Raw genomic sequence first — 26559 nt, forward strand, 5'->3', positions numbered from 1 at the left:
GTTGGATTTTGCGACATTGGCCCTGTCAGCACTTTCTCTTGCTTGTTCTAGCAATTCTTCGCGACGTATCTGGTCGGTAATATCCCGGTTAAAACCGATGCCCCTGATCGGGGTGCCATTTTCGTTTCGTTCAACATTGGCGCCCGTCTGGATGGTGCGTTTTTCACCGGCGGGTGTCACAATGTTAAAACAGATATCAAAAACACCGGTGCCTTCTACCGTTGCAAACAGCCGTTTTTGGACGTCTTCAAGTTCATCCGGGGCAATACGAGACCGCCAATGTTCAAAGGTGACATCGTCATCTTGCATGGATTCTGGATATCCATAGATTTTGAACATGTGCTGGTTCCACTGCAGCGCATCGGTGCTGAGTTCCCATGACCACACACCCATTTCTGCAATATCCGCGGCCATTTGAAGCTGATTGCGTGCGGCCTCAAGTTGATGCCTGAAATTGTATTGCTGCGTAATATCGATCGAAACACACAAGAAGCCGCCATGACATCCATTTTCCGATTGAATTTCGGAAATCACCGTGGATGCAGCGAATTCTGTTGTGTCCTTCCTGATTTGTGTCCAGTCGTTCGCGGTCGGATTGCCCTTAAGGGGCTCATAGAACAACGCCTGGTCGTGGGGGATATCTGCACCTGAATTTGCGGACAGTTTTGCCGCATATTCTTTAAGCTCGGCCGGTGCGAACAGACGCGAAACGTGAAGTGTACGAATAACTTCAGATGCCTTGTATCCGAACAAATTCTCTGCACCGGAGTTGAAAACAGTGATGACACCATTTTCATTTGTCGCAATGATCGCGACCTCGGAGGCTGCACGCAAAATGTTCGTCAGCAAGAAATTCACATCTGTCAGTTTGGCGGTTCGTTCCTCGACTAAGGCTTCGAGATGGGTATTTATTTCGTTGATACGTTTTTGGGCTTCCTTCTGATCTGTGAAATCCCGCATCGTTTTTGACGAGCCGATGATTTGTCCTGTTTTTGATCTGATGGGGGATGCGGTGGCCGATACGTCAATGTGTGTGCCATCCTTTCTAAGACGCTGTGTCTCAAAGTTTTGGATGGGAATGCCACGTTCAAGTTGCCTTTGAAGTTGCAATTCTTCCTGTTGCAAAGATGGTGGGACCAAAAGTGCATCAAAGGATTGCCCCAGGGCCTCTTCCTCGGTGTAGCCAAACAGGGTGGACGCACCGGGATTCCAGGTTGTGATAACACCATCCAAGTTTCGACCGATTATGGCATCAAATGAACTTTCGACAATTGATACCAATTCGGCGCGTTGTGCCATGGCTTCACGTTTGTTCCGCCGGTTTGACATCACCACGGCAAATAGAACGCCAAGTCCTATACTGGCGGCGGACCCGATAGCCAGAACGGTTTCAGGTGGTAACAGATTAAGTTTGGCAATAAATTCGGGTGTTGCCGTAAATTCCATCACCCAAACTCTGCCAAACAGGTCAATCTTGCTGCTATTGGTAAAATCGGTTTTTTGCAGGGAAGTTGACGGTAGATTTCTGAAAAACGAGACGGCGTGGGTCGGGTCGGTTACGTCAATTAATTCAAGGTCAAAAGTACCGTCATAGATGTCCAGATCAGCAAGGACTTCTTCCATTAATAACGGCGCATAGCTCCATCCGAAGGCCGCGGCAACACGGGCTTGTTCTGTGTCGAGGGGCGCGTCTGCTCGATAGATCGGTAAAAGGATTAAAAAAGATTGTTTTGGGTTGCCTGTTGCCTGAACAAGTGTGATCGGCCCGGATAATTGGACCGTTCCGGTTTTCATTGCATCATCGGCTGCTTTGCGTCGCGTGGGTTCAGATCCAATATCCAGACCGATGGCTTGGTTGTTTCTGCCTGCGGGTTCGACATATTGAATGACGTAGCGTTCTACGGAATTGGGTGTCAGTTGACGTATTGAAAAATCCGTTGCGTCATCTGCGCGTGCGTGAAGCAAGAAAGCTGTTTCGTTATCTGTTGGAACGCGGCGGATAAAACCAAAGCCGCGTGCGCCGGGGAATTCTGTGTCGATGTTCTGGACTTGACTGTATTGAACGAATTTTTTGCGACTGATATCGTTTTCCCCAACGGTCAGAATCACGCTTTTCGTGCTTCGTAAACCGTATTGATACAGCTTGAAACGTTCATTTATCGCATTTGCTGTTACGCTGGCAGTCTCTTGCACAGCGGATTTTGCGTATTTTAGATTGCTTTTATGAAGTTCGTATGATCCCCAGGTTGCAATTAATGCGCCGACGATAGCGATGGCGATGGCCAAAATTTTTGATTCTGACAAGGATATTTTGGTTCTAAATGGCAACACCAATATTTCCAGTGCGACTGGTAATAAACTCTCAATTATAGATTGGGTTTTTAGTTGGGGATTTCTAGTTTTAGAGTGGCGGGTTCACGGCATGTTTTTGACTTGATGCTGTGATCATGTTTAACCCTTTGAGTTTGTGCCATGTTTCTGCGGTGTTTTATCGTCACAATCGTCGGTAAAATATTTACGAAAAGAAGGAGTTATCGGATGCGGATGAAAAGTTCTTGTACGGCTATTTTGGCGGCGATATTTGCAATCTTGCCGTTATCGATCGCACCGGCCCTTGCCCAGGACAGCACGTTGGAACGGGTCGTGATTGCGCATCGCGGGGCATCGGGATATTTGCCTGAACATACTCTTCCGGCCAAGGCGCTGGCCTATGGCATGGGGGCGGATTTCATCGAGCAGGATGTGGTCATGTCCAAGGACGGCGTGCCGGTTGTCCTGCATGACATCCATATCGATACCACCACCGATGTTGCAAAAAAATTCCCGGATCGTAAACGCGAAGATGGCCGTTATTACGCGATTGATTTCACACTTGCTGAACTCAAAAGCCTGAATGTCACCGAACGGTTCAAGGCCGATAGCGGTGATCAGGTCTATCCAAACCGTTTCCCCGGCGAATATGCCATATTCAAAATCCCGACCTTCGAAGAAGAAATCATGCTGATCCGGGGCCTGAACAAATCAACCGGGCGCGATGTTGGCATTTATCCGGAAATCAAGGATCCGGCTTGGCACAAGGCCGAAGGTCAGGATGTGACGGCGGCTGTGATCAAGGTGATGGAACATTGGGGTTATGGCTCGCGGGAATCGAATTCCTTTGTTCAGAGTTTCGACTGGTCGGAAACCAAACGTATCCGCAACGAGCTTAACTATCAGGGCAAGCTGGTGCAGCTTTTGGGGGAAAACAAATGGGGCGCGCCCGTTGGCACGGACTATGATTATCTGAAAACCGATGACGGTGTTGCTGAAATGGCGACCGTGGTCGATGGTATCGGCCCATGGTTGCCACAAGTCATCGAAGGGCTTAGTGCCGATGGCAAGGCGATCATAACGCCGACCCTGATTGCCGCCCAGCGCGCCCAGTTAAAAGTCCATCCTTATACCATCCGTGCCGATCAGTTGCCGAAATGGGCCGGGGATATGGATATCGCGCTTAAGGCGATCTTTGACGATGCCGGGATTGATGGCGTCTTTACCGATTTCCCCGATCAAGTTGTGCAATATCTTGCTGTAAGGCCCCAGTAATCCAATCATCCACTCACTCGGTCGCAGGATCAGAACCACGATCAGCCTGTGATTGGAACAGTCCGGTTTCCGGCACGTTCCAATATTCTAGGCCCCGTGCGAAATTGATTGTTTCCAATGTAATCGTTTTCTCTGGATAGCAATTGGCGCATGATTTGGGCGAAAGATTTTCAACCAAGGAGGCGAGATTGGCGAAGGTTCTGGTTCTTTATTATTCGATGTATGGGCATATCGAAACCATGGCAAATGCCGTGGCCGAAGGCGCACGTGGTGTCGCTGGCACGCATGTTGATGTGAAACGTGTGCCGGAAATCATGCCCGAAGACGCGGCCAAGGCGGCCGGTGCCAAAATGGATCAACCTGCCCCGATTGCGGCGGTTTCCGACCTTGCTGAATATGATGCGATCATCTTTGGCGTACCGACCCGGTTTGGCAATATGTCAGCCCAGATGCGCAACTTCCTTGATCAAACCGGTGGCCTGTGGGCCAAGGGTGCCCTGATTGGCAAGATCGGTTCGGTCTTTGCATCGACCGGGACCCAGCATGGCGGTCAGGAAACCACCATTACCTCGACCCATACCACATTGCTTCATCACGGCATGGTCATTGTTGGTGTGCCTTATAGCTGTTCTGGCCTGACCAATATGGATGAAATCACCGGCGGGTCGCCTTATGGCGCGTCGACGCTGGCGGGTGCCGATGGTTCCCGTCAACCATCGAAAAACGAACTTGATATTGCCAAATTCCAGGGCAAACACGTCGCCGAACTGGCCGCTAAACTGGCGGGTTAGGCCCAGTTTTCAAATTGATGACGGGTGCAGCCTTTGGGCTGTGCCCGGTTTTGGTTCGGTCGTGGTGATAGAGCTCTTTCAATAAATTGGTGAGGTTTGCGAAACAATCAGATGCTTGATTGCGCATTGTTTCGCGACAGTTTTGTGCCAAATTATCAGGCATAGAAGTTTCACAGATCGCGGCGGAGATCATCGATTGTCTGCCGACAGGAGAATCCGATGTCTGAACAGGCCAAAAAACCGCGCGGTGTTGCCCGCGTCCTGCGTGCCATGGATACGTCCGACGGTGCGGGGGTATCACTGAAACGGTCCGTCGGGTCGCCACAGCTTGATATGCTTGATCCGTTCCTGATGCTGGATTCAATTTCGACCGATAATGCCGATGATTACATCGCCGGTTTCCCCGAACATCCCCATCGCGGTTTTGAAACCGTGACCTATATGGTCGAAGGCGCAATGCGCCACAAAGACAGCATGGGCAATGAAGGTGTATTGCGGTCCGGTGGTGTCCAATGGATGACGGCGGGCAGCGGGATCGTTCATTCCGAAAGTCCGGAACAGGAAGATGGCCTTTTGCAGGGGTTCCAGCTTTGGATCAACCTTCCGGCAAAGGACAAGATGGTCGCCCCGCGCTATCAGAATATCGAAGGCCGCGACGTTGCAGAATTCAGCCCGGAAGATGGTGTTGATCTGCGTCTTGTTGCCGGTGAATTCATGGGCAAAACCGGCCCGGTGAATGGCATTGCGACCAAGCCGGTCTTTATCGATGCCAAACTGGCCGCCGGGCGCGAAGTCACCCTGCCGGTGCCGGTTGGTCATGCGGGGATGGTCTATGTCTTTATCGGCGATGCGATTGTCGCCGACAAGGCGGTCGCCACTCATCATCTGGCCGTGCTTAAAGATGGCGATAGCATCACGTTAAAAGGCGGCCCGAAAGGCGGGCGTATGTTGTTGATTGCGGCTCGTCCGTTGCATGAACCGGTGGTGCGTTACGGCCCATTCGTTATGAGCAGCAAACAGGAATTGAAGCAGGCCTTTGAGGATTATCAGCAGGGCAATTTCGTCCGCAAAGCAGCATCCTAAGCTAAATTTTCAGCCCATTTTCCAAAATCCCGGTCGTTTTTTCGACCGGGATTTTTTGATTTAAGACCAAGCTGCGCCTTTGAATTTTGGTGGTATTTTGGCCTGTAATTTTAGTAACTCAGAATATTAATTTGGCGATAGGACTTAAACTTATGGTTAGGGTGCACAATTTTACTCTGTAGGTGGTGCCAAATTTTGGCCGAAGCACCTTCAGGAGGGGAACGTGTCTGCATCAACCAAGAAGTCTCTAACAATTCGCGGCAGAATTATTCTGTCTATTGTTTTGTTCTTAGTGTGCCTTATGACACTTGGCGTGTTTTCGGTTCTGCAATTGCAAGCGGTCAATCAGTCAACCGAAGTCATTGCCAGCAATTCCAAGACCGTTCAGATCGTTCAGTCAATGGCGACCCTAAGCCAGGAGTTACGGGCTGTTGATGCGCTTCGACATTTTGCCCAAGACCCCGTTTTGCGCCAAGAGTTGGCCGCCGAAGGTCAACTTGCATATGCCAAGCTTTCTGAAAATTGGAGCCGATATATCAAGACGGTTTCATCCGAGGCAGAGAAAGAACTCGCAGGCAAGTTTCGTGAGGCCTGGCTTTATTTTCTGGCCGTTGAGGAAGAAGTCACCGCCCTTGATAAGGCTGGCGAGGTTAAATTGGCAGATCAGGTTCTGATGACCGATCTTGCTGATGCAACACAGAAATTTTCCGATGCGATGAATGAAGTCCTGGCTTATCGCGTAACCACAAACCAGAACGCGCTTTTGCAGGCACAGCACCTTGGGGATCAAACGGTTGTTTGGATAGCTGCTGGACTTGGTATCGCGACAGTGCTGTGTGGTTTGATTGGTTGGTACGTGATTTCGAGTGTCTCAAGTCCAATTCGCACCATCACACGGGCAATGCTGCGCTTGGCGGATCGGGATATGACAATTGAAATACCCGGTGTGGATCGTTCCGATGAAATTGGCGGTATGGCCGGTGCTGTTCAGGTGTTCAAAGATAACATGATCGAAGCCGATCGTTTGGCTGGTGAACAACAAGAAGCCGCAGAACAGCGTGATCAACGCAGCAAAAACCTCGAAGATCTTGTGCGGACCTTTGAAGGAAAAATCACAACGCTTTCCAAAGAACTGGCATCGTCATCGTCTGTATTGGAAGAAACATCGCGCGGCATGACTGTGACGGCAAACCATACGGGCGAACAGGCCGGTGCGGTGTCTGCTGCCGCACAGCGCGCGGGCGAGGGTGTTCAGACAGTAGCGTCTGCCGCAGAAGAGCTTAGTATTTCCATTGAGGAAATCAGTCGCCGGGTATCGGAATCTACCAAGGTTGCCGATGATGCGGTAAATTCCGCCCGCGAAACCGATAGCATCGTGTCGGCCCTGTCTGATGATGCCAAGCGTATTGGTGAAGTCGTGCAAATGATTTCGGATATTGCCGAGCAAACCAACCTTCTGGCGCTTAATGCGACGATTGAATCTGCGCGGGCAGGGGATGCTGGCAAAGGGTTCGCTGTGGTTGCCGGGGAAGTTAAAAGCCTTGCCCAGCAAACCGCCAAAGCAACCGACGATATTGAACAGCAGATCAATCACATCCAGAACACAACAGATCAAGCCGTCGAGGCGATCAAGTTGATCACGACAAGCATCACAGAGGTCAGCGAGATTGTTGTCTCAATCGCCAGTGCAGTCGAAGAACAAAGTGCCGCAACTTCGGAAATTGCCCTTAATATTCAGAACGTTTCGGTTAGCACAAATGAAGTGTCCGAAACGATTGCCAGTGTCAGTGAAGGTGCGGGATTGACCGGGGAAGCTGCGGATAAGGTTCTTAGTGCATCGGGCGGATTGGCACGCCAAGCCGACGGGTTGTCGGCTGAAGTCGGAACATTTGTCGCCAATGTACGGGCAATCTGAGAAAAATGAACAGGATACAAATCATGCGGTTTTTTCTTATTCTTTTGACAGTTGTGACCTGCACGTTGTCAGCTGTTCCGGATGCATCGGCGCAAACCCGTGTGGGGGTCGCGATGGCGCGGTTTAACGATCCATTTCCAAAGTTGTTGCGCGAATCGATTATCAAGGAGGCTGCTGATATGTCTGGCGTGATGCTGGACGTAAAAGACGCCAAAAATGATAAGGTCACACAGCTTTCCCAAATACAGGAATTCGTTGAGCAAGGCGTGGATGCGGTGGTGATGAATCCTGCTGTGGGTATGACAGCCGAAGACCTATTGGCTCTCGGGGATATGTTAACGCCGAAAAACATCCCGTTGGTCTTTCTGAATACTGCGCCAAAAGTTGACACTTTTCCTGTACCGTTTGCAATTGTGATTTCAAATGATTTGGTGGCTGGACGTTTGCAGATGCGCAAAGCGGCTGATCTAAAAGGAGGGAAGGCCAAGGTCTTCATCCTGAAAGGGCTCGAGAATCACAACGCAGCCATCGGGAGAACCAGAGGTGTCAAACAGGTGGCGGACTCCTATCCCGGTGTCTCTATTCTTGGTGAAGCAACGGCCAATTGGAGCCGTGATGAAGCCAGCGCGCTTATTGCAAAATGGCTGCAAGACGGTAATTCCGCTGATGTGATCCTTGCCAATAATGATGAAATGGCATTGGGGGTGATCAGGGGATATCAAACTGCGGGCCAATCATTGGATGATGTTGTGATCGGCGGTGTGGATGCCACCAATGATGGTTTGGCTGCGGTTGCCGATGGCTTGATGACCTTTACGGTCAAGCAAAACGCCGAGGCCCAAGGGCGTAAAGCCATTCAAGACGCGGTCAAATTGGTCAACGGTGATGTGGTGCCACAATATGACTGGGTGCCTTATGAGCTTATCACCGAGAAAAATCTGGCAAGTTATCAGTAAAGAGTGACCGGGCTACTTACGAAAAGGTTGTTCATCTTTACCAAGAAAAATAGGTCTTAAGATGTACAAACAAAAACCCCGCCAGAATGTTCTGGCGGGGTTTTCTTAAATCCGATCAATGATCTGATGATCAGGCCATTGCAGCTTTCAGACCTTCGTCAAGTTTGTCGAGGAACTGCGTCGTGGTCAGCCATTTCTGGTTCGGACCGATCAGCAGTGCCAGATCCTTGGTCATGAAGCCGGCTTCGACGGTGTCGACGCAGACTTTTTCAAGGGTTTCGGCAAATTTCACGACGTCCGGGGTGTTATCAAATTCACCACGGTATTTCAGGCCCTGCGACCATGCAAAGATCGACGCAATCGGGTTGGTCGAGGTTTCTTTGCCCTGCTGGTGCTGGCGATAGTGACGGGTAACCGTACCATGTGCGGCTTCGGCTTCGATGGTCTGCCCATCCGGCGTCATCAGAACCGAGGTCATCAGGCCAAGCGAGCCAAAGCCCTGTGCGACGGTGTCGGACTGAACGTCGCCGTCATAGTTTTTACAAGCCCAGACGAAACCACCATTCCACTTCATCGCACATGCAACCATGTCATCGATCAGGCGGTGTTCATAGGTGATGCCAGCGGCTTTGAACTTGTCGGCGAATTCTGCCTGATAGATTTCTTCGAACAGATCCTTGAAGCGCCCGTCATAGGCTTTCATGATCGTGTTCTTGGTTGACAGGTAAACCGGCCAGCCAAGGTTAAGGCCATAGTTCAGGCTGGCACGTGCAAAGCCCCTGATGCTGTCATCAAGGTTATACATCGACATCGCAACGCCCGATGACGGGAAGTCGAACACTTCGTGTTCAATGGCTTCGCCACCGTCTGCCGGCTGGAATTTAATCGTCAGTTTGCCTGCACCCGGAACTTTAAAATCGGTCGCACGGTACTGGTCACCAAATGCATGACGGCCGATAACGATCGGCTGGGTCCAACCCGGAACCAGACGCGGAACGTTCGAACAAATAATCGGCTGACGGAAAACGGTGCCGCCGATGATGTTACGGATGGTGCCGTTCGGCGACTTCCACATTTTTTTCAGGCCGAATTCCGTAACACGGTCTTCGTCCGGGGTGATGGTCGCACATTTGACGCCGACGCGATGTTCCTTGATGGCGTTTGCCGCATCAATGGTGATCTGGTCGTTGGTCTCGTCACGTTTCTGAACCGACAGATCGTAATATTTAAGATCAATGTCGAGATACGGCAGGATCAATTTGTTCTTGATGAAGTCCCAGATGATCCGGGTCATTTCGTCGCCGTCGAGCTCGACGACGGGATTCTTCACTTGAATCTTGCTCATGGAATACTCCCTTTCTGGCCGCGGCCAGGATACGGCGCGGCTGCCATTTAATATTTCATCCGGCGCGCGAGGGAGCGCCCTGGCCGCGTCGGGAGCCCGCAACATACAGGATGAAATCAGAAAATCAAAGAGGGCGGCATAACATCCTTGTTAAGACTTTCGCACCAAGCGGAAATCGGCGGGTTTGCAAAGGATAGGCCGTGCTGGTTTTGTTTCAAAAAATGCTGATGTGCCCGATATTTAGGCCGTTGCTTTGCCAAATAGAAAATCAAGGCGCGTGCGATAAAACATCAAATGTGATGTGATCCTGATCAAAGAATGCAAACATGGAATGGATCAAACTTGCAAATGTCGGGATCAAGAGGGAAGACTCCGGCGTCACCAACGTGAAATCTAAAGGGGGCTTCCATGACCACGTTATATGAAACTAATGTCATCATCGGACTTTGTATTGTCGGCTTTTGCCTTTTGGGGGTTGGTTACAACTTCCGTTATCGGGGCTGGGGCCTTGCCTTGGTGTGGGTTGGCGTGATCACGATGATGGGGCCGATTGCCTATCGTTTAATTGTGATGTTCTGATCCGGTTTTGTCGGTCAACGCCGTTTTCAGGCCTTGTGTCGGTACATCCGATATCAGGCTGTGACAACAGGGTGTTGATCGACAGTTTCGGGATCAAGCCCGTAACCGCGCAGGAACATGTCCACTGCGGCCAGCACATGCGCATGCAGGTCCTTTGCATGCGGTTCCCAACCGACATAGGTCATCTGACGAAAATCGTAATCAGCCTTGATCAGACTTGTGAAAAACACAGCCGCCTGTTTCGGGTCGCCTGCCGGAAATGTGCCTTCTGCCATCTGGCGTTCAAAATAGGATGCAATAATCCGGCGTCCGGTCATAAGGCCACTTTCATAAAACACCTTACCCAGATGCGGGAACCGGGGCACTTCGGATAGATACAGACGCATATAGCGGATGGTTTCCGGTGTGGTCAGAAGCGTCATCAACGTTTCGCCAAAATGGATCAGCGCGGAACGCAGCGGCATCTGCGACAGTTCCAGATCGGCCATGATTGATGTTACCCGTCCGGTGCAATCACGGATAACCGCTTCGAATACGCCATCCTTATTGCCAAACAATTCATAAATCGTCCGGCGTGATCCCCCGGCCTCGGCCGTGATCATTTCAAGCGTGGTGCCTGAAAGGCCATGTTCGCAAAAAAGTTCGCGTGCGGCGTCAATCATGGCCTCGCGGCGTTTTAGCGTTCTGGGATCAATCTTTCTTGTTTCGGACAAGCGGTCGTTCCAATTCTGCACTTGACGCTTGGTACTGACTGGTACCATAAAGGGTCAAATGGTACTGATCAATACCTAAAGGAACAAACGGACGATGAGTGTGAAAAAAATTATCCTGCCCCTGATTGCGGTGGTGATTATCGGTGTTGGTGGATATTACGGGTTCTATTGGGTGACCGAAGGTCAGTTCCACGAAACCACAGACAATGCCTATTTGCAGGCTGATGAAGTGGCGATTTCGCCCAAGGTATCGGGGTATGTTGGCGATCTTCGGGTTGTAGAAAATCAGCCGGTCCGCAAGGGCGCGCTGATGTTAAGCATCAAGGACGAGGATTACCGCGCCGAAGTAAAACAGGCCGAGGCCACCCTTGAAGCACGCCGTGCCGCTGTGCAAACCATGGACGAGCAGCTTAATCTGCAATTGGCAGCAATCGATCAGGCCCGGGCAAATGTGCAAATAGCCAAGGTCGAACTGGATCGCACGTCCGAGGATTTCACCCGTTATCAGGACTTGGTGAAAAAAGGCGCGGCCAGCCGTCAGAAATTTGATTACGCCAAGGCTGACCACCAAAAAGCGCAGGCAGAGGTGGCCGTGGCCAATGCGACCCTTGCGGTTGAACAGGGCCGGATCGGTGTTTTGCATGCCCAGAAAATCGAAGCCGAACGGGCCGTGTCACAGGCCGAGGCATCGCGTGATATCGCCCAGCAAGCACTTGATGATACCCGCATCTATGCGCCGTTTGACGGTGTGGTTGGCAACCGCTCGGTTCAGACCGGCGCGCTGGTTCAACCCGGTGAACAGTTGCTTGTGCTGTTTCCGTTGCCCGGCGTTTATGTTGTGGCCAACTTCAAGGAAACCCAGATCGGCCATATGGCGCCGGGGCAGAAGGTAAAGATCGAGGTCGATGCCTTCCCGGATGCTGAAATCACCGGCCGTGTCGAAAGCTTTGCCCCGGCCACCGGCGCACAATTTAGTTTGCTGCCGCCGGAAAATGCCACAGGCAACTTCACCAAAATCACCCAGCGCGTCCCCGTGCGCATCGCCCTTGATAACAGCGACCTTGCCGCGGCTCTTCGCCCCGGTCTGTCGGCTGTGGTCAATGTCGATATTCGGGATGCGGATGGGGCTGAACATGCCACCGGAACCGGTCTTGCCAGTGTCGTTGTGCCGACGCCGGAACTTTCGGAGCTGAACTGAGATGAGTAGCGCCGCCACCACCACGTCCGGCACTTTGGCAAAGCCTGCTGACCCGACGCAACATGTCGATACAGTCAAGTTTATCGGCTGGGTCGCGATGGTGGTCGGCATGTTTCTGGCGATCCTTGATATTCAGATCGTCGCAAGCTCGCTTGAAAATATTCAGGCCGGTTTGTCGGCAAGCCCCGATGAAATCGGTTGGGTTCAGACCAGTTATCTGATTGCCGAGGTCGTGATGATCCCGCTTTCGGGGTTCCTGTCGCGCCTGATTTCAACACGCTGGTTGTTTGTGTTTTCGGCCATCGGGTTCACGATCATGTCGATTGCCTCGGCATTTGCATGGTCAATCGAAAGCATGATCTGGTTCCGTGCTGCTCAAGGGTTCCTTGGCGGGGCGATGATCCCGACCGTCTTTGCCACGACCTATATCATTTTCCCGGCCGATAAACGCAATGCGGCCTCGGTGATGATTGGCTTGATTGCGACTATGGCGCCAACCGTCGGTCCGACTTTGGGCGGTTATCTGACCCAATCATTTTCCTGGCACTGGTTGTTCCTGATCAATGTCGCCCCGGGGATTTTGATTGCGCTTGTCGTTGCGGCAACTTTGGATATTGATCGCGGGGATCGGTCGCTTTTGCGCGGCTTTGATTTGCGCGGGCTTTTGGCGATGGCGGCATTTTTGGGCAGTCTGGAATATGTTCTGGATGAAGGTCCCAAAGACGACTGGTTTGATGAACGCGCCATTGTTTATGGCACCGTCATCTGCGTGATGTCGGGGATCTATTTCTTCCGGCGGATGTTTACCTATGACCATCCGATTGTTGATCTGCGATCGTTCAAGGATCGTAACTTTGCCATGGGCTGTATTTTCAGCTTCACGCTTGGCATCGGCCTTTATGGCAGCGTCTATATCCTGCCGCTGCTGCTAAGCCGGGTGCGGGGTTATGACAGTCTGGAAATTGGGACCATCATGGCGGTAACGGGTGTTTGCCAGTTTATTTCGGCCCCGATTGCCGGAAAACTGACCGCCAAATTACCGGCCCGTGTGGTTCTGGGCTTTGGCTTGGCGCTGTTTGCATTCGGTGTGGCGCTAAACGGTTTCCAAAACAGTCAGGTTTCATTCCATGAATTAATCCTGCCACAGGCCGTTCGCGGCTTTGCCCTGATGTTTTGCATGTTGCCGATCACCAATCTGGCGTTGGGGACCTTGCCACCGGAAAAAATCAAAAATGCCAGCGGGCTTTATAACCTGATGCGGAACCTTGGCGGGGCGATTGGTTTGGCGGCGATCAACACATTGCTGGATAAACGCACTGATCTTCATTTCGCCCATCTGTCCGAACATATCAATACCGCCAATTCCGGCTTCCAGAACTATTTGGCGACAATGACAGCACGCTACACGGCAATGGGCCTGCCGGACCCGCAGGCAAGTGCGATGAAATCCATCGTCAATATCGTCACCCGCGAAGCCAGCATGATTTCGTTTAACGATGTCCAATTGGCAATGGCGGGGATTTTCATTTTGGCTTTGCTGTTATTGCCACTTGCTCGCCCGGCGCGCACCGGCAAACCATCCGCCGACGCGCATTAAAACAGGATTGTCAAAACACACACAGAACAAGCCGCACATCGTTCCCCCGACCCCGCAAGCGAAAGCTTGAGTGCGGCTTGGCCGGTCCCCCGAATTCTCGCAAGAGTTATGGGGGACCGGCTTTTTTGTCAGGTTCCGAGCCGGATAACCTTTTGCGTTACACTTTCTGATCCGGGTTTGGCCCAATATAATGTCGCGCTAAGTTGTAATTCGCCGTCGCGGCAGTCGGCATTGATGACGGCAAAATTGTTTTCCCCGGCAAACCGAAACATCTGTTCAAACCGACCCCCGTCAAACCCGTCAATCGGGGCTGATTTTTGCATGGCAGCGGTGGCGATGCCCGGTGCGGGGCTGCGTGAAATCGCACTGGATGTTACGTTGAAAAGCCTGGCGCCCGGATATGTTTGGGTATGCGTAATCCCAAACGCGCTGGCACAATGGACATCGCCGCTCAGGATCACGATGGGGATGTCGTTTTCGTGGGAACGGGCCAGCAACAGCTCAAGTATTTTGTTGCGTTCGGCATGGTTGGTTTTATGGCCCCATTCATCCATGAAGTCATCTTTCTGGCCGCCAAAATCAAATGTGTTTACCGCACTTTCTTTCCAATGCACGACCGGAACGGGTGAACAGATAAAGATCGCCTTTTTCTTTTTAATCGATGCTGAATTGATCCAGCTTTCAAAGCGTTCGAACTGATCTGCACCGAGTAAACGTTGCCCGTCGGGTTGCTCGCAATCATGGTGGCCGCGAACGTCCAGCATGTAAAAGCCATAGGCTCCCTGATCAAAATTGTAATCCCAATGACTGGCACCGGGATCGCCGTTGATGATCATGCTGTCAGGGTTATGGGCGTGTTGATATTCAAGATAGGCTTGGGCCGCCGCCTTGAACATCAACATGACAAGTGCGTAATTGGCGTTTTCGTCATCATTTTGGAAAAAGTTTGCAAGCTTGGCCTTGCGTTCGTCCTCGGTTAGGGATCCCCAGCCATCCATGATTTCGTGGTCGTCCCAGATCATGTATTGCGGGAACCGGCGATAGACATAGCGCAGATGTTCAAACTGCCAATAAATCCGGTAATAGGTGCGATAAAGCTTGGTGAAATATTCAATGATGGGCGGTTCGTCGAGGCTACCATTCGCCTTGCGATATTTTGCCAGCAACGCATTCTTGTTATTCTTTAACCATACCCAGACATCCTGGATTTGCGATGCGTGATTGGTGTCGCAATAGACCTGATCGCCGCCGCCAATTACGAAATCAGCCTGACGTTCATTGAGCACATCATAAAACTTGTCCCATGCGCCTTCGTTATTGGGTTTTACGCTGAATGGGTCGTGGCAGGAATAAAACCCAAACAAAAGAGATTGCGGGTTTTTGGCCAAAGTGCGGAACCAATATTGATGGTCGCCGCCCAATTCAACCTTGCGTTCAAGCGCGAGGTCCGGATCATCCGATGCCAGATAATAGTAATAGCGCGTATCGGGGGTAAGGCCGCTGACCTCAAACGTCATGGTTTGATCTGTCGTACGCGTGATGTCGCGTTCTTCCAGAAAAACAATATCGCTATTATGCGCCTTCATCTGACCAAGGTCTTTGCCTGACAGGTCATAGGCGCTTTCGGGCAGTTTGGTCGTGCTGACAATCAGGGTCCATTTGCCTTGCCTGAAAGCACGAACCCAGATTTTCGTTGTGGTGTCGGTGGTATGACCAACAATGGCCGCACTGTTGATTTTGGCTTTGAGTGTTTCGTAATTGTCGGGTTGTTGAAGGTCTCTCATCTGATCTCTCCCCATATCGGGGTGCCTGTTTTCAGGACGTTTGTTTTACATAGATAAAGCTACCCCGAGTTGAAAATCAGTTTACGTAAAATTCGAAATTTATCAATTTCAAGTTTTGCGGCTCAGGGCTGGCAATTCTGTCGCCAAGGCTTGGCCCAAGCTGACAATAAGAAACGCCCGGGCAGGGAACCCGGGCGTTTCATTTCATCCGGCGGGGAGACACCCGGATGAAACAGGGTCGGCGGTCATGTGAATGGGGGGCTGACCGCGCCTTCAGCCAGGCCGGGGGATTTTGGCGGCCCTGCTGTAACGACCCTGCAGTGATCCCTGCGTGGTGGCGCGAGGGGAAGGCTCTGTTGGTGAAATCAAATCAAGAATACGGCTTTCTCAGGCGGTGGCTGTGGGGCTAAGCGCCAAGGCTTTGATGCGCTTGGCATGGCGGCGTTTGGACAGGGTGATCTGGATGATGCCCAGCATCACCAAAAGGGCGGACACCCAGAACACGCTGTCATGCGCTGGCGCGGGTGTCAGATCGAATTTGGCGGCCAGCATTTCAAGGCCGAGCAATATGAATGGCAGGATGCTGGTTGCGAGAATGTATTTCTCGATCCCGGCAGTTTTGATTGACCGCAGCGACAGCACCATCGCCGGTCCGCGCAATGTCGCGCCAAGGATCAGGCCTGCCAGCATGGTTTCCATACCAAAGAACCCGTCCATCGATGTATAGGGGATCGGGACCGGGCTGATAAAGCCGATCAGGGGCGGCAAAATCAAAAAGACAGAGGCGGTAATCAACAGCAACACGCCGGTAAACCGCAAATGCGACCAAGCGTCCTTGATCTGATTATCCGGGTGCTTTTCTGCCAGAACCGAGGATGAAATGGCCGTGACTTCGGATGACAGCATCAGCAATACAGCCGGATTTAAAAGTCCGCCGGGCAAATGCCAGGCCAGCCAGGCAGCCCCGATGATCAAGATGCCATGGCCCAGCCATTCTGATTTCCCCGGTGCGCGGCCCAGAATAAAAGTCGCAGCAAGGGCCGCCATCGGCATGCCGGTTTGTGATAAAATGCCGCTTTCGGGTGCGCTGATATAAACCAGCGCGGCGGTCCAGCTGACCCCGGTCAGAACGCGCAAAATCCCATAAGCCCAGTTGATGGGCAGGGTGAATTGTCGCCAGGGAATGGGGCGCCCGGGGGCCAGTAATACCAGTGCCAGCCCGCCAAACACCAGTTGCCAGCAGGTCATGGCATATACATCGACATCAAACGCCGTCAACGCGATCCGGTTACACACCAAAAGCAGCGCCCAGATAAATGTCGTGCCCAAAAGCAGGATCAAAACTGGCATATGAAGAAACTTTAAAAGTTATGAACTTCGTTAGTTTCTTGGATTCAAGAATGAATAGCCATGGCCGATGTTTCGTGGGCGTTATTCAAATTTGTATCACCAGATCCGATGTGCCCGATTTTGGCGCATCTGTTTTGACCCAGCCCTGCCCGGTTCGGCTTATCTGATCCCGGCGCGCAGGAAGGCCTGAATGAATTGGCGCTGGAAAATCAGAAAGCCGACCAGAAGCGGCAAAATCGTCATGATGGTAGCGGCACTGATGACCGAAATATCAACCCCGGTTTCCGGTGCGCCAAAAAGCGACAGGCCGACCGTTAACGGGCGGGTATCGGGTGAATTGGTTACAATCAGCGGCCAGAGGAAATTGTTCCAGTGGGTGGCAATCGACACCAGCGCATAGGCCAGATAAACCGGCTTGGCGGCGGGGACATAGACCTTCCACAAAACCGCCATCCAACTGCATCCTTCAATCCGCGCGGCTTCTTCAAGTTCAATCGGCACGGATTTAAACGCTTGGCGTAACAGGAAGATACCAAACGCACTGGCCATATATGGCAGGCCGATGCCAAGGGCTGTATCAAACAGGCCCAGTTTGGCAACGATGGCATAGTTTTCGACAATCAGGACTTCGGGCAGGATAAAAAGCTGTAACAGCACCAGCATGAAAAGCGCATCGCGTCCGCGAAATTCAAACCGGGCAAAGGCAAAGCCCGCCAGCGTGCAAAGAACCAATTGCCCGATCAATATCAGGGTGACAAGGATCAGAGTATTGATGAAATAACCCGCCCAGGGCACTGCGTTCCAGACATCGATAAAGTTCTGGAATGTCAGTGGTGCGCTGAAATCAAGCGCCAGCGCACTGCCCGATGGCTGTAACGCGGCCCAAAGTGCGAATAAAAGCGGCGCGATCCAGACCAGTGCCAGTACCCATGCGCCCAGTGTATCAAGGACCTTGGCAAAATCGGGGGCGTGCAAAGGCCTGCGCAATCGCGGTTGCAGACGCGGCTTGGCGATGGCGGATTGGGGGATTTGCAGGGGCGCGTTCATCGATAATGGGTCCGTTTTTCAACCAGTCGGAATTGCGCAATCGCAACGATGCCCAGCACCAGCAGAACCATCATGGTCATGGCCGCGGCATGCGGGCGGTCGAAATAGGCAAATGCCATTTCCCAGATCCAGTACAGGATCAGTTTGGATGCATTGTTCGGCCCGCCCTTGGTCAGGATGAACAAATGATCGATCAACTTGACCGAATTGATCAGCGCATTAACAAAAACAAAGATCGTGGTCGGCATCAAAAGCGGCAATAACACACGCCGGGTATAGGTCCAGCGACCGGCCCCTTCGATACGGGCCGCTTCGCGCAGGTCGGGCGGGATGGTTTGAAGGGCGGCCAGATAAAAGATCATGAAAAAACCGGCTTCTTTCCAGATCGTCACGATGATGACGGCGGCCAATGCGGTTTCGGGCTGGCCCAGCCAATTGGTTGGTTCGGCCCCGAAAAAGCCGGTGATGCGATCAATGATGCCAAGATCGGGCGTATAGAAAAACAGCCATAAATTGGCGGCGGCAATCATTGGCAGGATGGTCGGCGTGAAATAGGCACTGCGGATAAAACTGCGCGCCGGGATATGGGCATTGGCCCATAATGCCATGATCAGGGCAAAAATGATCGAAACCGGGATCGTCACCCCGGCATAGATCAGGTTATTGGATGCCACGGTCCAAAATGTGGGGTCAGCAAACAGGTCGCCATAGTTTTCAAATCCGGCAAAAACGCTGGGGTGGCGCGTGGTGCCACGGGAAAACAGGCTGCTGAAAAACGTTGCAATCGTGGGGTAAAATGCAAACAGGCTGAGCAATGCCAGCGCCGGTGCCATCAGCATCCAGCCATAAAGCGCCTGACGGCGTTTTTGCAGCGTGATCAGATTATTTTGTGGCCGATTGTTTTCTGGCAAACGCGTCATTGCCGGGGCGTCCTGAAATCAAAAGGGATAAACAAATAAGGCCGGGATGGGCTAAAACCCATCCCGGTTGCAGATCGGCTTATTGGAAAGCCTTCAGAAGACGGTTGGCATCTTCCTGGGCATCGGTCAGGGCCTGTTTCGGTGATTTTTCACCGGTCAGGGCCGCCTGAATGGCGTTGTTTAGTGATTCACGAACGCGTGCGGTTTCATAGGTCGAAAATTCCGGGATCGCGACGTCAAGCTGATCACGGGCAACCGCGGCCTGCGGGAATTCGCTGGCATAGGATTTCAGCGCATCGGTTTCATAAGCAGCCGGGGTGACCCCGACATAACCGGTTGCGATGGACCATTCTGCCGCACGTTCCGGTGCTGTCATGTATTTGATCAGTTCAAGCGATGCTTCCTGCTGTTCTGCACTGGAACCCTTGAACATATAGAAGTTGCCGCCACCGGTCGGGGAACCCGGTTTTTTATGGGCAGGCAGCATGGCAACGCCAAAGTCAAATTTGGCTTCTTTTTTAACAGCCGACAAATTGCCGGTTGAATGCCACATCATGCCGGTCTGGCCCTGAACGAAGGCCTGACGCAGCGTGCCCCATTCAATCGTGCCTTCGGGCATGATTTTTTCATCGGTCGCAAGGCCGCGCCAGTATTCAAGCGCCTCGATCACGGCCGGATCATCGAAATAGGTTTTGGTACCTTCGGCATTCATCAATTGCTTGCCATTCTGGATGGCAAAGCTTTGGAACATCCAATATGGATAACCGGTTGATGGCACCATCAGGCCCCATTTGCCGTCCTTGGCAAGCGCCTTGCCAGCCGACACCATTTCTTCCCAGGTTTTCGGCGGCATTTCAGGATCAAGACCGGCTTCGCGGAACATGTCCTTGTTATAGTACATGACGATGGTTGAACGCTGGAACGGGATGCCCCAGGTTTTGTTATCGACGTTCCCATTGGCCATCAGGGCCGGATAGAACCCGCTGAGCCATTCCTTGTCTTTGGATGTTTTGACAACATCGTCAAACGGAACAATCAGATCCTGTTCGATCAGGTCATAGACGTCGATCGAAAACATCACCGACAGCTGTGCCGGATCGCCACTTTTGATTGCGGAAACCGCACGCAGGCGGGTGTCGTCATAATTGCCGGCATAGATCGCATTGACCTTGACGTCGGGATGTTCGGCTTCGAAACCGTCGATCATACCGTCAATCACGTCGGTCAACGCGCCGCCAACGGCAATTGGGTAATACATGGTCAGTTCGGTTGCCGCCAATGCCGGAATGGCAGAAGTTGCAAGCAGACCGGCCGCAAAGGCGGCACTGGTGATGGATTTACGCATAGGTTTCAGTCCTTTTACAGTGTCGGAATTGCAGGATCGTTGTGAAGGAAAACAGAATGTGTTTGCGTTGCATCGTCGGGCATTGCCGCAGACAGGCGATGGCCGCGTTCGCGATCAAACCAGTGGGCCGCAGCGCCAGCCCAACTGAGCGAGACTTGCGTCCCGGGCGAAAGATGGACGCGACCGGGCAGGCGGGCGGTTGCGCCGTCCGTGCCATCAATCGCCAAATAAACAAAAGTTTCCGGGCCTAAAAACTCGGTTGAAACGACCTGTGCGGGGATGTTGTCCGCATGGCGGGGTGCCTTGGTTTGAAGTTTCAAATCTTCGGGCCGGATGCCGATGATCAGGTTTTCGGCACGTGCGCCGATGGGCAAAAGCTTAGGCGCCAAGATGGTTGCCGGTAACAATCCCATTGGCGGGCTGCCGACAAAACCGGCGGCAAAGGATGTGGCGGGTTTTAAGTAAAGATCGGCGGGGCTTCCGGCCTGTTCGATGCGGCCATCTTTCATCAGGATGACGATATCGGCCATGCTCATGGCTTCGGTCTGATCATGGGTGACGTAAACCACCGTGATGCCAAGGCGTTGTTGCAGGTCGCGGATATCCTTGCGCACGGAATGGCGCAGTTTGGCATCCAGATTTGACAGCGGTTCATCCATCAAACACAGCGGATGACCGGCGACAATCGCACGCGCAAGGGCAACGCGCTGGCGCTGACCACCGGAAAGTTCGGATGGTTTGCGGTTTTCCAATCCTTCAAGCCCGGTAACGTCAAGCGCATTGGCAAGGCGTTTTGCCATTTCGACCTTGTCGCATTTGCGCACTTTCAGGCCAAAAACGATGTTTTCCGCCACACTTAAATGCGGGAACAGGGCATAGGATTGAAACACCATCGACAAGCCGCGCTTGGAGGGCGGTACGGCGGTGACATCCTGATCATCAATCAGGATGCGGCCCTGATCGGCCGTTTCCAGACCGGCAATCAGACGCAACGTGGTTGATTTGCCACAGCCCGACGGCCCCAGCAGCACAACAAAACTGCCGCGCGGAATGTCAATCGACAGATCATGCACGCCATTGTTGCCATCAAAGACACGCGACACGTTTTCGATCTGGATAAAGGGTTTTTGGACCGTCATTTCAGAACTTCGCTTTTTGCTATTTGCAGGCGATCAAGGATATCGGTGCGTTCGAACAGTGTGGTGAAAACCTCGCCGGGCATCTGGTCGACCACGATGATGTCGGGATCGGTGATATGCCCGCCCTTGGCCGGGGCCGGACGGCCAAATTTCGATTGATCGGCAACCAGAATGGAATTGCGGCAATTGCGCGTGATCGCCTGACGCAGGGCGACTTCGCGGTGGTCAAAATCGGTTAATGTGCCGTCGGGTTCGATCCCACCGACGCCGAAAATGCCGAAATCGGCCTTATAGTTATGGAACATTGCCTCGGCATCGGGGCTGATCAGATCACGATCGGGCAGGCGCAATGTGCCGCCAGGAATAACAATGCGGTTGCCGGTATTGTTGCCCAGCGCCATCGCAACATTCAGATTGTTGGTAATGATGGTCAGGTTGCGGTGATCCACCAAATTAAGTGCCAGCAATTCAAGCGTGCTGCCAATTCCGATCAGGATCGATGCCCCATCCGGGATCAATTGCGCGACATGTAGTGATATTGCGTGCTTGGCGGCGATATTGGTCACCTGGCGGCTGTCATATGACAGGTTCATGCCCGGTTCACCGGCATATTCGACCCCGCCATGACGCCGGCGCACCAGATTGGCATCGCTTAGATTGTTGACATCGCGGCGCACGGTTTGCGGCGTTACCGCAAAATGATCGGCCAGTGCATCAATAGATGCAAAGCCATCACGGCGCAGAATGTCGATGATATCGCGTTGCCGGGTCGAGATGTTCATTTGATCGCTTGGTTTGTTGTTTTGAACGTGATTGCGATCATATAGGTCTTCGTTGTCACTAAGATTTCAGAAGAGTGACATTCGTATGAATGTTGATTTCTTGGGGCGGGAAAACCAAATCGGGCCGCCCGGAATGCTGGGCGACCCTTTGAAAATCATGGCGTTACGGCAAACCTGATGGTTGCTGTGCGTGGTTGCCGCGCTATGCGAAAATCAGCGATTGATGCGCCCCGACCCCGGCCAGAACACCCGCCGCCGATGCCAGCGTGGCATTATGGCGCGCGGTGGCGGCATCCCCGGCGGCAAAAACACCGGCAATGCTGGTTTCCTGCGAGTTATCGACCTTGATATATGGTCCGGTAAAGCCATCTTCGAAGGCACAACCCAGCATTTCGGCCAGCGGATTGGTCATTGAAACATGTGGCCCGGCAAACAATGCCTTGATGGCGATGGTCCGCCCATCGGTCAGTTTGATGCCGTCCAGTTCCGGGGATGCGCCGATCAGTTCCATGATCGGATTGCGTTCGATGGTGATCCGGCGTGCGGCCATGGATGCCAGCATATCTGGTTCGGGTTCATATATGCCTTGGGTGAAAAATGTGGTTGGGCCCCAGTCGGGGATCATCATGGCCTGATGAACCGACATCGGCCCGGTGGCCAGAACGCCAAGTGGTTGGTCGCGGACCTCGTAACCATGGCAATATGGGCAATGCAGAACGGTTTTCCCCCAGCGCGGGATCAGGCCGGGAATGGTATCGGGCAATGTATCGCGGACCCCGGTAGCAAGGATCAGGCGTTTGGCCTGTAAACGGCGTCCGTCTTCAAGGGTGATTTTAAAGCGCGTATCGCGGCTGTCATCACCATTACCATTGTCGCCATCCTTGCCAAGCCGGGTGGCGGTTCTTGCCGTCCCATGCGCGATGCAAACCGTGGCATAGGCTGTGATCTGATCGGTGGCGATGCGGCTGATCTCAGCCGGGCTTTTGCCGTCCAGACCGAAAAAACCGTGTGATGCGGCGGCAAAACGGTTGCGCGGCTGACCGGCATCAATGATGCAGATTTCCTTGCGTGCGCGGGCCAGTTGCATGGCCGCCGATAACCCGGCGAAACCACCGCCAACAATGATGACGTCATACAGTTTTTCCGGGTCCGGGCGGGGCGGCTGAATATGTGACGAAAGCGGGGCATGTTGGCGCGGTTGGGCATGGTTGGGGGCGTCGGACATAATCAATGTCTCCGATTGGGATATGGGATGGTGTTGATCCACCGCGTGTGATGGCAGCGGCCAATTCATGTAACTTTATAAGTTTCGTGAAAAAGCAGAGTCAAGCGTCTTGTAACTTTTTGTGTTGCGAGTTAGGCCGGGGAGACGCTAGTTTGAGCCGTTGATTTCTGTCCGTTTTAGTCTTTCAGTGCCGAACCAAGGAAACCACCCATGCGCCGCGATAGCCGCCTTTCCCGTATGTTGCACGTCCTGATCCATATGGATCGGCATGGCGATCCGATGACATCGGACATGATTGCGCAAATGCTGTGTACCAATCCGGTGGTCGTCCGGCGGACCATGGCGGGCCTGCGTGATGCCGGCTATGTGCAGTCGGAAAAGGGGCGTGGCGGCGGCTGGGTGATCAAGCGTGCATTGTCGCAAATCACCTTTTTGGATATCCACCACGCCTTGGGTGATCCGTCGATTTTTGCGGTTGGTGTGTCGGTTGAACATTCTGAATGTTTGGTCGAACAGGCGGTCAATGCCGCCCTTGGCAGTTCGTTCGAGGCCGCGGAAAATCTTTTGATGGAACGGTTCGGCGCGGTGACGCTGGCCGATTTGGCCGCCGATATTGATCGGCGATGGCCCGATACGGGCGATAAGGCGGATGGCAAAAATCCCTGGTCCATCGCCGGACATACCCATGCGGCAAAAGATACCTGATCGGGCATTGCGCAACCTTGGCTTGCGTGACGGCTGGTGATCCAATAATGAATAGCAGATGAAATAACTTCTAATCTGTTATTCAGATTTGTATCGCAAGCGGATGATTTTACCGCAAAGGCCGAGGTTTCGATGACGACAAAAAATCCGGATTGGGATCATATTCGTGTGTTTCTGGCCTTGGCGCGAACCGGCAGTTTGCGCGCCGCCGCACAGGAACTTGGCGTTAGTCAGCCAACATTGGGGCGGCATTTATCCGCCCTTGAAACCGCGGTGGGGGTGGTGTTGTTTGATCGCCTGCCCGAAGGTCTTCGCATGACCGAAGCCGGGCGTGATTTGCGCCCGCGCGCCGAAGCAATGGAAGAAGCCGCCTTTGCCTTTCACCGACAGGGCGATGCGATTTCGGGTATTCGGGACCGGCATGTTCGACTAAGCGCCAGTGCATGGTCAGCACTTTTTCTGTCGGGGCAGATTAAATCCCGGCCTGACGGGCTTTATCTTGAAATTCGCCAATCCGATGACACGCAATTGTTGACCAAGCGCGAAGCCGATTTTGCCGTGCGCCATGGTTTGCCCCTGACCGGGGATTTCATCACCAAAAGGTTGGGAACTGTTTCCTGTGCGGTCTATGCCGCGCCGGATTTGGCCGAAGACATGCGCGCCATGGACCCCGATGCGGTGTTTGCCGATGCCCCGTGGATTTGCTTGTCCGAGGAATTTGATCTGTATGAAAGTCAACGCTGGGTGCTGGCACATCTGGCGGGCACCAAGCCGGAATTTCGCGCAGGCAATACCGCGATGCTGCAACAGGCCTTGCGCACAGGCATCGGGGCGGGGATTTTGCCGTGTTTTTTAGGGGATCGTGATCCGGCGCTTTCGCGCATTAGCAAACCAATCGAACCGCTTGATTCTGATATCTGGCTGATCGTGCATCGCGATTTGCGCGGTGCCGATGGCATCAAACAAGCCACCGACTGGGTTGCCGAGATGTATAAAAGCCGTGCCCTGTTGCTAAGTGGCGCGCAGGGGCATCAATCGGGGCAGCTAAAACTGACGTGAACCTGACCTGACCGCTCAGGATCTGGGATCACGATGGGATTGTCCCAAAAGAAATGCCGCCCGGATTGTACCGGGCGGCAGGTTCGCAGTGGTTGTGCAGTATGTCGGGGATCACTGCGTGACTTTTCTGATTATCCACACCCCTGTGGGATCAGTTTGCGACCATCGTGGCCGGTTTAGGTGTGGTTGGGCTGCTGACTGGCAGGATCGGGTATTCCACACGTGGTGCTTCGCCGGTCAGGGTTATCAGGAAGGCGGTAATCGCCTTGATCTGGTCGTCGTCAAGTTCGGTTCCCAACTGGCTTGATCCCATGATTGCAACCGCCTGTTCCAGGTTCCAGACCTTGCCGGAATGGAAATACGGTGCCGTCAGTTCGATATTGCGAAGCGGCCCGGCGCGGAACACATAATCGTCGGTCGCTGTTTGGGTTACAGCAAAGCGGCCCTTGTCATCGGGCGGCAAAATATCCGATCCGGGCTGTTCAACCACACCGAATGGATAATAGCCGGTGCCACCGACGTTGACCCCGTTATGGCAAGATGCGCAACCGGTATCGATAAACAGTTCCAACCCGGCCATTTCACTTTCGTTCATGACGGCGTCATTGCCTTCGAGGAACTGGTCAAACCGGGATGCCGGGGTGATCAGGGTTGCTTCGAAAGCTTCGATGGCGCGGGCCATGTTATCGAATGTAACGGGGTCACTTTCGCCGGGGAAAGCAACGGTGAAATGTTTGACATAGTCATCCATGCTTTTCAGCACTTCGACGACGCGTTCGGGCGTGCTGGCCATTTCAACACCGGCCTGAACCGGGCCTTTGGCCTGTGCCTTAAGGTCTTCGGCGCGGCCGTCCCAGAACTGGGCTTCGTTAAATACGGCGTTCAAAACGGTCGGCGCATTACGCGGACCTTTCTGCCAGCCATGGCCGATGGATGTTTCAAGGTTGTCATCCCCGCCCATGCCAAGATTGTGGCAGGTATTGCACGAAATCAACGCACTGGACGACAGGCGCGGATCGAAAAACAGCATCTTGCCCAGTTCGACCTTTTCCCGGGTGACCGCATTGTCTTTGACGGCGGGAACCATGGATGGGATGACTTCGAAATATTCAAGCGCGGATGCACGAATTTCTGCCGGACTGGCAGCAAGTACGGGGCTTGTCATGCCAAAGGATACGACGGCGATGGCAACGGTACTTTGCAGGATATGGCGCGGTTTCATCTTACTCTCTCCCAAAACTGACTTGGTTAGAGAAGGGAACCAAAATGCTGCACCGCCATCGCTGATATATATCAATATAAGAATGTAGTATTTTTTTCAGTTAGATAGAATGGATTTGAATAAGAATAACCCGCTCTGCCGACGGTTGAATCTCAACAGTTTTATTCAAGCGGTTGAACCGGCATCGGGTTTTAAAAAATCTTTATATGAGGCGTATTT

General features: G+C 52.8%; 22 protein-coding genes. 10 read left to right on the plus strand and 12 right to left on the minus strand.

Features of this window, described 5'->3' with window-relative positions; all coding sequences use genetic code 11:
• Positions 1 to 2286, minus strand: a 2286-nt coding sequence (locus TALK_RS18585) for a CHASE domain-containing protein (RefSeq protein WP_139833881.1), incomplete at its 3' end; no start/stop codon positions are given.
• A 252-nt stretch (positions 2287 to 2538) separates the two neighbouring features.
• Here TALK_RS18585 and glpQ point away from each other — a divergent pair.
• The 5 genes from glpQ (at position 2539) to TALK_RS18610 (ending at position 8330) form a co-directional block, all read left to right on the plus strand.
• A complete protein-coding gene (gene glpQ / locus TALK_RS18590) occupies positions 2539 to 3585 on the plus strand; it encodes a glycerophosphodiester phosphodiesterase (RefSeq protein ID WP_085620659.1) in 1047 nt (348 codons plus the stop codon).
• 188 nt (positions 3586 to 3773) lie between these two features.
• Complete coding sequence (gene wrbA / locus TALK_RS18595; protein ID WP_085620660.1) at positions 3774 to 4376, plus strand: NAD(P)H:quinone oxidoreductase; 603 nt, start codon at positions 3774 to 3776, stop codon at positions 4374 to 4376.
• A gap of 219 nt (positions 4377 to 4595) precedes the next feature.
• Positions 4596 to 5459, plus strand: a complete 864-nt coding sequence (locus tag TALK_RS18600) for a pirin family protein (RefSeq protein ID WP_085620661.1) — start codon at positions 4596 to 4598, stop codon at positions 5457 to 5459.
• 223 nt (positions 5460 to 5682) lie between these two features.
• Positions 5683 to 7374: a methyl-accepting chemotaxis protein gene (locus TALK_RS18605; RefSeq protein WP_085620662.1), complete on the plus strand. Its 1692-nt coding sequence runs from the start codon at positions 5683 to 5685 to the stop codon at positions 7372 to 7374.
• A 113-nt stretch (positions 7375 to 7487) separates the two neighbouring features.
• Entirely contained in the window at positions 7488 to 8330 is an 843-nt protein-coding gene (locus TALK_RS18610; RefSeq protein WP_169715075.1) for a substrate-binding domain-containing protein, read from the plus strand.
• Between the two features lie 130 nt (positions 8331 to 8460).
• Here TALK_RS18610 and TALK_RS18615 read toward each other — a convergent pair whose 3' ends face one another.
• Positions 8461 to 9675 (minus strand): NADP-dependent isocitrate dehydrogenase, encoded by a 1215-nt coding sequence (locus tag TALK_RS18615; RefSeq protein WP_085620664.1) that lies wholly within the window; start codon positions 9673 to 9675, stop codon positions 8461 to 8463.
• A 408-nt stretch (positions 9676 to 10083) separates the two neighbouring features.
• Here TALK_RS18615 and TALK_RS22165 point away from each other — a divergent pair, with 408 nt between their 5' ends.
• Positions 10084 to 10254, plus strand: a complete 171-nt coding sequence (locus tag TALK_RS22165) for a hypothetical protein (RefSeq protein ID WP_169715076.1) — start codon at positions 10084 to 10086, stop codon at positions 10252 to 10254.
• Positions 10255 to 10307: 53 nt separating this feature from the next.
• Here TALK_RS22165 and TALK_RS18620 read toward each other — a convergent pair whose 3' ends face one another.
• A complete protein-coding gene (locus tag TALK_RS18620) occupies positions 10308 to 10967 on the minus strand; it encodes a TetR/AcrR family transcriptional regulator (protein WP_085620665.1) in 660 nt (219 codons plus the stop codon).
• Positions 10968 to 11061: 94 nt separating this feature from the next.
• Between TALK_RS18620 and TALK_RS18625 the strand changes: the two genes are divergently transcribed.
• A complete protein-coding gene (locus TALK_RS18625) occupies positions 11062 to 12165 on the plus strand; it encodes an HlyD family secretion protein (RefSeq protein ID WP_085620666.1) in 1104 nt (367 codons plus the stop codon).
• Position 12166: 1 nt separating this feature from the next.
• The gene (locus tag TALK_RS18630) at positions 12167 to 13762 is read left to right on the plus strand and encodes a DHA2 family efflux MFS transporter permease subunit (protein WP_085620667.1); all 1596 of its coding nucleotides are present in this window, start codon (positions 12167 to 12169) and stop codon (positions 13760 to 13762) included.
• Between the two features lie 128 nt (positions 13763 to 13890).
• On the opposite strand, the gene TALK_RS18635 is transcribed toward TALK_RS18630, so the two are convergent.
• The 8 genes from TALK_RS18635 to TALK_RS18670 form a co-directional block, all read right to left on the minus strand.
• Complete coding sequence (locus TALK_RS18635; protein ID WP_169715077.1) at positions 13891 to 15546, minus strand: alkaline phosphatase D family protein; 1656 nt, start codon at positions 15544 to 15546, stop codon at positions 13891 to 13893.
• A gap of 387 nt (positions 15547 to 15933) precedes the next feature.
• The gene (locus TALK_RS18640; protein WP_085620669.1) at positions 15934 to 16896 is read right to left on the minus strand and encodes a DMT family transporter; all 963 of its coding nucleotides are present in this window, start codon (positions 16894 to 16896) and stop codon (positions 15934 to 15936) included.
• Positions 16897 to 17055: 159 nt separating this feature from the next.
• Positions 17056 to 17943, minus strand: coding sequence for a carbohydrate ABC transporter permease (locus TALK_RS18645; protein WP_085620670.1), 888 nt, complete (start codon positions 17941 to 17943; stop codon positions 17056 to 17058).
• Entirely contained in the window at positions 17940 to 18863 is a 924-nt protein-coding gene (locus TALK_RS18650; protein WP_085620671.1) for a carbohydrate ABC transporter permease, read from the minus strand. Before TALK_RS18650 ends, TALK_RS18645 begins: the two co-directional genes overlap by 4 nt.
• Positions 18864 to 18942: 79 nt before the next feature.
• Positions 18943 to 20208: an ABC transporter substrate-binding protein gene (locus tag TALK_RS18655; protein WP_085620672.1), complete on the minus strand. Its 1266-nt coding sequence runs from the start codon at positions 20206 to 20208 to the stop codon at positions 18943 to 18945.
• 14 nt (positions 20209 to 20222) lie between these two features.
• A complete protein-coding gene (locus TALK_RS18660) occupies positions 20223 to 21347 on the minus strand; it encodes an ABC transporter ATP-binding protein (RefSeq protein WP_085620673.1) in 1125 nt (374 codons plus the stop codon).
• The gene (locus TALK_RS18665) at positions 21344 to 22129 is read right to left on the minus strand and encodes a DeoR/GlpR family DNA-binding transcription regulator (RefSeq protein WP_085620674.1); all 786 of its coding nucleotides are present in this window, start codon (positions 22127 to 22129) and stop codon (positions 21344 to 21346) included. Before TALK_RS18665 ends, TALK_RS18660 begins: the two co-directional genes overlap by 4 nt.
• Positions 22130 to 22331: 202 nt before the next feature.
• A complete protein-coding gene (locus tag TALK_RS18670; RefSeq protein WP_085620675.1) occupies positions 22332 to 23354 on the minus strand; it encodes an NAD(P)/FAD-dependent oxidoreductase in 1023 nt (340 codons plus the stop codon).
• A gap of 210 nt (positions 23355 to 23564) precedes the next feature.
• On the opposite strand from TALK_RS18670, the gene TALK_RS18675 reads away from it, so the two are divergent.
• Entirely contained in the window at positions 23565 to 24059 is a 495-nt protein-coding gene (locus tag TALK_RS18675; RefSeq protein ID WP_085620676.1) for an RrF2 family transcriptional regulator, read from the plus strand.
• 132 nt (positions 24060 to 24191) lie between these two features.
• Positions 24192 to 25118: a LysR family transcriptional regulator gene (locus TALK_RS18680; protein ID WP_085620677.1), complete on the plus strand. Its 927-nt coding sequence runs from the start codon at positions 24192 to 24194 to the stop codon at positions 25116 to 25118.
• Between the two features lie 151 nt (positions 25119 to 25269).
• On the opposite strand, the gene TALK_RS18685 is transcribed toward TALK_RS18680, so the two are convergent.
• Positions 25270 to 26340: a cytochrome-c peroxidase gene (locus TALK_RS18685; protein ID WP_085620678.1), complete on the minus strand. Its 1071-nt coding sequence runs from the start codon at positions 26338 to 26340 to the stop codon at positions 25270 to 25272.
• Positions 26341 to 26559 lie beyond the last annotated feature (219 nt).

The sequence above is a fragment of the Thalassospira alkalitolerans genome (assembly GCF_002115745.1).
In the GTDB taxonomy this organism is placed as follows: domain Bacteria; phylum Pseudomonadota; class Alphaproteobacteria; order Rhodospirillales; family Thalassospiraceae; genus Thalassospira; species Thalassospira alkalitolerans.

What these genes read in the sequence shown, in the direction of transcription:
- glpQ (WP_085620659.1), top strand. Translation starts at nt 2,539, where the DNA reads ATGCGGATGAAAAGTTCTTGTACGGCTATTTTGGCGGCGATATTTGCA.
- TALK_RS18600 (WP_085620661.1), top strand. Translation starts at nt 4,596, where the DNA reads ATGTCTGAACAGGCCAAAAAACCGCGCGGTGTTGCCCGCGTCCTGCGT.
- TALK_RS18610 (WP_169715075.1), top strand. Translation starts at nt 7,488, where the DNA reads ATGGCGCGGTTTAACGATCCATTTCCAAAGTTGTTGCGCGAATCGATT.
- TALK_RS18615 (WP_085620664.1), bottom strand. Translation starts at nt 9,675, where the DNA reads ATGAGCAAGATTCAAGTGAAGAATCCCGTCGTCGAGCTCGACGGCGAC.
- TALK_RS22165 (WP_169715076.1), top strand. Translation starts at nt 10,084, where the DNA reads ATGACCACGTTATATGAAACTAATGTCATCATCGGACTTTGTATTGTC.
- TALK_RS18625 (WP_085620666.1), top strand. Translation starts at nt 11,062, where the DNA reads ATGAGTGTGAAAAAAATTATCCTGCCCCTGATTGCGGTGGTGATTATC.
- TALK_RS18630 (WP_085620667.1), top strand. Translation starts at nt 12,167, where the DNA reads ATGAGTAGCGCCGCCACCACCACGTCCGGCACTTTGGCAAAGCCTGCT.
- TALK_RS18635 (WP_169715077.1), bottom strand. Translation starts at nt 15,546, where the DNA reads ATGAGAGACCTTCAACAACCCGACAATTACGAAACACTCAAAGCCAAA.
- TALK_RS18640 (WP_085620669.1), bottom strand. Translation starts at nt 16,896, where the DNA reads ATGCCAGTTTTGATCCTGCTTTTGGGCACGACATTTATCTGGGCGCTG.
- TALK_RS18645 (WP_085620670.1), bottom strand. Translation starts at nt 17,943, where the DNA reads ATGAACGCGCCCCTGCAAATCCCCCAATCCGCCATCGCCAAGCCGCGT.
- TALK_RS18650 (WP_085620671.1), bottom strand. Translation starts at nt 18,863, where the DNA reads ATGACGCGTTTGCCAGAAAACAATCGGCCACAAAATAATCTGATCACG.
- TALK_RS18655 (WP_085620672.1), bottom strand. Translation starts at nt 20,208, where the DNA reads ATGCGTAAATCCATCACCAGTGCCGCCTTTGCGGCCGGTCTGCTTGCA.
- TALK_RS18660 (WP_085620673.1), bottom strand. Translation starts at nt 21,347, where the DNA reads ATGACGGTCCAAAAACCCTTTATCCAGATCGAAAACGTGTCGCGTGTC.
- TALK_RS18665 (WP_085620674.1), bottom strand. Translation starts at nt 22,129, where the DNA reads ATGAACATCTCGACCCGGCAACGCGATATCATCGACATTCTGCGCCGT.
- TALK_RS18670 (WP_085620675.1), bottom strand. Translation starts at nt 23,354, where the DNA reads ATGTCCGACGCCCCCAACCATGCCCAACCGCGCCAACATGCCCCGCTT.
- TALK_RS18675 (WP_085620676.1), top strand. Translation starts at nt 23,565, where the DNA reads ATGCGCCGCGATAGCCGCCTTTCCCGTATGTTGCACGTCCTGATCCAT.
- TALK_RS18680 (WP_085620677.1), top strand. Translation starts at nt 24,192, where the DNA reads ATGACGACAAAAAATCCGGATTGGGATCATATTCGTGTGTTTCTGGCC.
- TALK_RS18685 (WP_085620678.1), bottom strand. Translation starts at nt 26,340, where the DNA reads ATGAAACCGCGCCATATCCTGCAAAGTACCGTTGCCATCGCCGTCGTA.